At 70.1% G+C, this 6205-nt stretch carries 4 protein-coding genes; 3 read left to right on the top strand and 1 reads right to left on the bottom strand.

The genetic code is table 11. The features are described from left to right. Positions 1 to 136: 136 nt before the first annotated feature. Positions 137 to 2164, bottom strand: coding sequence for a hypothetical protein (locus ACFWBT_RS41065; protein WP_385709378.1), 2028 nt, complete (start codon positions 2162 to 2164; stop codon positions 137 to 139). 346 nt (positions 2165 to 2510) lie between these two features. Here ACFWBT_RS41065 and ACFWBT_RS41060 point away from each other — a divergent pair, with 346 nt between their 5' ends. The 3 genes from ACFWBT_RS41060 to ACFWBT_RS41050 all read left to right on the top strand — a co-directional run. Continuing rightward, complete coding sequence (locus tag ACFWBT_RS41060) at positions 2511 to 4037, top strand: leucyl aminopeptidase (protein ID WP_385709376.1); 1527 nt, start codon at positions 2511 to 2513, stop codon at positions 4035 to 4037. A 314-nt stretch (positions 4038 to 4351) separates the two neighbouring features. Further along, positions 4352 to 5740, top strand: a complete 1389-nt coding sequence (gene lpdA / locus ACFWBT_RS41055; RefSeq protein WP_351553719.1) for a dihydrolipoyl dehydrogenase — start codon at positions 4352 to 4354, stop codon at positions 5738 to 5740. A gap of 149 nt (positions 5741 to 5889) precedes the next feature. Next, a partial coding sequence (locus tag ACFWBT_RS41050) for a biotin/lipoyl-containing protein (protein WP_385709373.1) occupies positions 5890 to 6205 on the top strand: 316 nt, incomplete at its 3' end.

The raw sequence follows: 6205 nt of genomic DNA, 5'->3' as shown, positions 1-6205 counted from the left end.
CATACTTGTGGGTCTGGGGGGCTGGTATTTTTTTAAAAGAGACCGCCGGACACCCCCCCGCCCCCGGGGCCCCCCCTCGGCCGCCCACCCCGGCCGGTCGGACCGGGGTGCGCGTCGAGCCGCGGAGCTGCCGTGCCTACGCGGGCAGGTTCAGCTTGAGTGCGGACTGAAGGAGCTCCGGCTTGGTCCAGTCATTGCGCTGTCCCGCGTACGGCGTTCCGAACGCGGCTGTGCCGATCAGGAGTTGCTTCTTGGTCCCCTCGGGCACGGTCACCGGGATCTCGGTCCCGGACGGGGCGGTGACGGTGACGGTGGTGCCGACGCGGTAGGCCGTGACCTTGCCGTTCGCCACGGCCGTCTTCCAGGCGGTGCGGCGCTGCATCTCGGTGCCGATCGCGCTCTGCCGGGGGTTCTGCAGCGGGGCGTTGTCGGCGTAGATGGCCTTGTAGTCGGCGAGCACCTTGTTCAGGACCGGGTACAGGATGCGGTCCTCGGCCAGGTTGGCCTGGTGGACGTAGTGCGGGCGCGGGTCGTTGCCGATGGCGTGCCCGAGTGCGGTGCGCGCCTCCGCCGGAACGATGTAGTCGGCGTAGCCGGTGGCCGTATCCAGGGGCGCCGGCAGGCAGGTGGAGGTGGCGTTGTTCTCGCAGACGCCGCTGCCCCCGTCGGCCTGCGAGGTGTAGATCCAGTTGTACTCGTCGGCCATCTCCTCGGCCTTGCCGGCGTTGTAGTAGATGTTCATCGGGTAGCGGGGGACGGTCAGCGCGCTGCCGACCGCACGCTGCTCGGGCTCACGGGAGTTGTCGGACCCGGTCCACTTGACGCCGTTGGCGGAGAGGGCGCCCGCGAGGTTCGGGTTGTCGTCGGGCTGCTGGGGCAGCGTCTTGAGACCCGAGTGCTCGCCGGTCACCAGCTCGGTGCGGTCGATGGAGAGGCCGTGGGAGGCCGCCCAGTTGTTGTTCTGCGAGATCTGCGCGGAGATGTCGGCCCGGCTCATGTACTTCGTCGAGCCGTCGGCGTTCTTCGAGCAGGTCCAGGGCACGGTCGTGGTGTCCTGGACGCAGCCGAGGAACGGGTGCGTGTAGGTGTGGTTCATCCAGCGGAACTTGGCCTTGTCGGCGAGCAGCCGGGTGGTGAGGGCGTCGGTGCCGCCGTTCTCGGCCTTCCACTCCTCGCCCGCGCCCGCGTTGAAGACCATGTCGAGGGTGAACCCGTGGTCGGCCTGCCACTGGGCGGCGTAGGCGGCGTCGTCCGCGGTCATCCGGATCGGCGTGGTGCTGTCCTCCCCGTCACCGCCCGCGCAGTCGATGTCGCCGGGCGTGCAGTTGCGCTGCGAGTCCCAGCGGGCGTCGGGCGCGAAGACGTCGTCGACGTGGACGGAGAAGTAGTTCCTGCTCTGTCCGAGGTGCACGCCCTGCGTGAGCCATTCGACGATGCCGCGCGCGAGGACCTTGAACTGCTTCTGGTACTGGTTGTACGCGAAGGTCACCACAAGTTCGCGGCGCCCGTCGTGCTCGTACTGGCCGAGCATCGAACCGCCGGAGGGCGCGTTCAGGTAGCTGGTGAACCCCTCCCTGGGGTGGGCCGCGTAGCCGTAGCTCTCCTGCACCGCCGGGTCGTTGTCCTCGAAGGTGAGCGGTCCGTCGAGGTAGCGGAACGGGCCGGTCGTGCCCGCCGCCGTGACCTGGGTCTGTGCGCCGTCCAGCACGCCGGACCAGCCGCCGTTCTGGTCGGTGTAGTCGAGCCCGACCTCGGGGTGTGCCCAGGTGTAGGCGTCGACCTGCGGGATGCCGAACGTCTTCTCGTACGTCTCCAACGCGGTCTGCTCGGCCGAACCCGGGCCGAACGGCGCCTCGTTCGGCAGGACGACGCCCTGGTACTTGGCGCGCGGGACGCCGTTCACGGTGTCGCTCAGGAACGTCGCGTTGACGGTCGGGCGGCCTGCGTCACCCAGATTGACCGTGGTGTACGGAATGCCGGAGTTCTTCAACTCCGCGGTGATGGCCCCGACCTGGCCCGCGCCATTGTCGAGGACCAGGACCTTGAGATCGATCCGCGGCGCGGTGGCCGCGGATGCGCCGGGTGCCCCCACTCCCAGCGCCAGGAGTCCGGCGGCCCCCAGAACGGCGGCCGTCCCTCTCCAGCGATGCAGACTTTGTGCCATATGTGGCGCCTCCCCCTCGAAGATCCCCTTCGAGTGGAAACCGAGGGGGATCTGTGGAAATCGTGCAAAGCAGTGGGCGGCATGCCCACTGGAACACGATGAGTGTGTCTCAGGTCACCAGGAGTGAGGGGCGGGAATCCAGCACCGCGCCACTTGTGGGTGAACGTCCGCAGAAATGAGCGAAACCCGGCCCCGAGCGTAGGCTCGTCCCGGGTACTTCGCCCGCCCTGTCAGGGGCCCCGGCAAGGACCGCCCCCGAGGACGGATCTAGGGTCAGCCGTCGGGCCCGGTCGACCCAAACCCACTCGGCCACACGAACTTCAATGGAAGCGGAGATCTCACCACCGTGACTGCTCTCACTCTCAGCACCGCCGCGGCGTCCGGTCTGCGGGCCGACGCGATCGTCGTCGGTGTCGCGAAGGGCCCCAAGGGTCCGGTCGTCGCACCGGGCGCCGAGGCCGTGGACAAGGCGTACGACGGCGGGCTCGCCGGAATCCTGGAGACCCTCGGCGCCTCCGGGTCCGAGGGCGAGGTGACCAAGCTGCCCGCACCCTCCGGATTCAAGGCCCCCGTCGTGGTGGCCGTCGGCCTGGGAGCGGTCCCGGAGCAGGACGACAGCTTCGACGCCGAGGCGCTGCGCCGTGCCGCCGGTGTCGCCGCCCGCGCGCTCGCCGGCGCCAAGAAGGCCGCGTTCGCGCTGCCGATCGCGGACGCCGCCGACGCCGGTGCCGTCGCCGAGGGCGCCCGCCTGGGCGCGTACGGCTTCGACGCCTACAAGGAGACCGGCCGGGGCGACGCCGCCAAGAACGGCAAGGGTCCCCTCGCCGAGGTCGCGCTGCTCGGCGGCAAGCCCCGGGACGCGGCGTACAAGGCGGCCATCGCGCGCGCCACCGCCGTGACCGAGGAGCTCAACCGCGCCCGCGACCTCATCAACACCCCGCCGAACGACCTCAACCCGGAGTCCTTCGCCGCCGTCGCCACCGCGGCCGGCAAGGAGCACGGCATCAAGGTGCAGGTGCTCGACGAGAAGGCTCTGGCCAAGGGCGGCTACGGCGGCATCCTCGGCGTCGGCGCCGGCTCGGCCGCCGGTCCCCGCCTGGTGAAGCTGTCGTACACCTCCGCCAAGGCCACCAAGCACCTCGCCTTCGTCGGCAAGGGCATCACCTACGACTCGGGCGGCATCTCGCTGAAGCCCGCCGGGCACAACGAGACGATGAAGTGCGACATGGCCGGCGCCGCCGCGGTCTTCGCCGCCGTGGTCACCGCCGCGCGCCTCGGCCTGGAGGTCAACGTCACGGGCTGGCTCGCCCTCGCCGAGAACATGCCGTCGGGCTCCGCCACCCGCCCGGGTGACGTGCTGCGCATGTACAGCGGCAAGACCGTCGAGGTCCTCAACACCGACGCCGAGGGCCGGCTGGTCCTCGCGGACGCGCTGTGGAAGGCGTCCGAGGACAAGCCGGACGCGATCGTCGACGTGGCGACGCTGACCGGCGCGATGGTGCTGGCGCTCGGCAACCGCACCTTCGGCGTGATGGCCAACGACGACGCGTTCCGCGCCTCGATCGTCGAGGCCGCCGAGGAGGTCGGCGAGGAGTCCTGGCCGATGCCGCTGCCCGAGCACCTGCGCAAGGGCATGGACTCCCCCACCGCCGACATCGCCAACATGGGTGAGCGGATGGGCGGCGGCCTGGTCGCCGGTCTGTTCCTGCGCGAGTTCGTGGGCGAGGGCATCACCTGGGCGCACCTGGACATCGCGGGCCCCGCGTTCAACGAGGCCGGTCCGTTCGGCTACACCCCCAAGGGCGGTACCGGTTCCGCGGTCCGCACCCTGGTCCGCCTCGCCGAACTGACGGCGGCCGGCGACCTGGGCTGAGCCTTCGTACGGCGTACGGCCCCGGGTGTCCCCTCACCCGGGGCCGTACGTATGGCCGTACGGGGGTTTCGCCTCCGACGAAATCCGCGGGTTCACCCGGCTCCGCACCCCGTCGACGTGATGGATCAGACGTCCCACACACCGGCCCGGCGTCTCGCTCGCCCTCGACAAGTGCGAAGATGGGTTCTCGGCAGGACAGGGCCCCCACCACAGGGCCGAAGAAAGAGCGGCCGGACACCAGCCGACCGACCGGTCAACCACCCGCAAGGGACAACGGTGCCCGGCGTACGGCGCACATGCATGGAGGACGTGACGTGGCGAACGACGCCAGCACCGTTTTCGACCTAGTGATCCTCGGCGGCGGTAGCGGCGGTTACGCCGCGGCGCTGCGCGGAGCGCAGCTGGGCCTGGACGTCGCCCTGATCGAGAAGGACAAGGTCGGCGGTACCTGCCTGCACCGGGGGTGCATCCCCACCAAGGCCCTGCTCCACGCGGGCGAGATCGCCGATCAGGCCCGCGAGAGCGAGCAGTTCGGCGTCAAGGCCACCTTCGAGGGCATCGACGTACCCGCCGTCCACAAGTACAAGGACGGGGTCATCTCGGGCCTGTACAAGGGTCTGCAGGGTCTCATCGCGTCCCGCAAGGTGACGTACATCGAGGGTGAGGGCCGTCTGTCCTCCCCGACCTCCGTCGACGTGAACGGGCAGCGCGTCCAGGGCCGGCACGTGCTCCTCGCGACCGGCTCCGTGCCGAAGTCGCTGCCGGGCCTGGAGATCGACGGCAACCGCATCATCTCCTCGGACCACGCGCTCGTCCTGGACCGCGTCCCGCAGTCCGCGATCGTGCTCGGCGGCGGCGTCATCGGCGTCGAGTTCGCCTCGGCGTGGAAGTCCTTCGGCACCGACGTGACGGTCATCGAGGGCCTCAAGCACCTCGTCCCCGTCGAGGACGAGAACTCCTCCAAGCTTCTTGAGCGCGCGTTCCGCAAGCGCGGCATCAAGTTCAACCTGGGCACCTTCTTCTCGAAGGCCGAATACACCCAGAACGGTGTCAAGGTCACCCTCGCGGACGGCAAGGAGTTCGAGGCCGAGCTCCTGCTCGTCGCCGTCGGCCGCGGCCCGGTCTCGGCCGGTCTCGGCTACGAGGAGCAGGGCGTCGCGATGGACCGCGGCTACGTCCTGGTCGACGAGTACATGCGGACGAACGTCCCGACCATCTCCGCCGTCGGCGACCTCGTCCCGACGCTCCAGCTCGCGCACGTCGGCTTCGCCGAGGGCATGCTGGTCGCGGAGCGTCTGGCCGGCCAGAAGGTCGTCCCGATCGACTACGACGGTGTCCCCCGGGTGACGTACTGCCACCCCGAGGTCGCCTCCGTGGGCATCTCCGAGGCCAAGGCCAAGGAGATCTACGGCGCGGACAAGGTCGTCGCTCTCAAGTACAACCTGGCGGGCAACGGCAAGAGCAAGATCCTCAACACCGCGGGCGAGATCAAGCTCGTCCAGGTGAAGGACGGTGCCGTGGTCGGCGTCCACATGGTCGGCGACCGCATGGGCGAGCAGGTCGGCGAAGCCCAGCTGATCTACAACTGGGAAGCGCTGCCGGCCGAGGTCGCTCAGCTCATCCACGCCCACCCGACGCAGAACGAGGCGCTCGGCGAGGCCCACCTCGCCCTCGCGGGCAAGCCGCTGCACTCGCACGACTGACAGCGGCCACCGGCCGGTCCCCCGGCCACCGGCTGCAACCGGTCACCGCGTCGAGCAGGGCGCGACGACGACCACAGACTTCCGCACCTTCCCCGAGCTCTCGATCCCGGTCGAGCACGGGGAGACCCCAATAAGGAGCAACAGAAACCATGCCGGTTTCCGTAACCCTTCCGGCGCTCGGTGAGAGCGTCACCGAGGGCACTGTCACCCGCTGGCTGAAGGCCGAGGGCGAGCGCGTCGAGGCCGACGAGCCGCTGCTGGAGGTGTCGACGGACAAGGTCGACACCGAGATCCCCTCTCCCGCCGCCGGCATCCTGGCGTCCATCAAGGTCGCCGAGGACGAGACCGTCGAGGTCGGCGCCGAGCTGGCCGTGATCGACGACGGCACGGGCGCTCCCGCCGCCGCCGAGGCTCCCGCCGCCGCCGAGGCTCCGGCCCCGGCCGAGGCTCCGGCCGCCCCCGCCC

Source organism: Streptomyces sp. NPDC060027 (assembly GCF_042737005.1).
Lineage (GTDB): Bacteria > Actinomycetota > Actinomycetes > Streptomycetales > Streptomycetaceae > Streptomyces.
The sequence above is the reverse complement of the archived record's forward strand: the minus strand, read 5'-3'. Positions and strand labels throughout refer to the sequence as shown.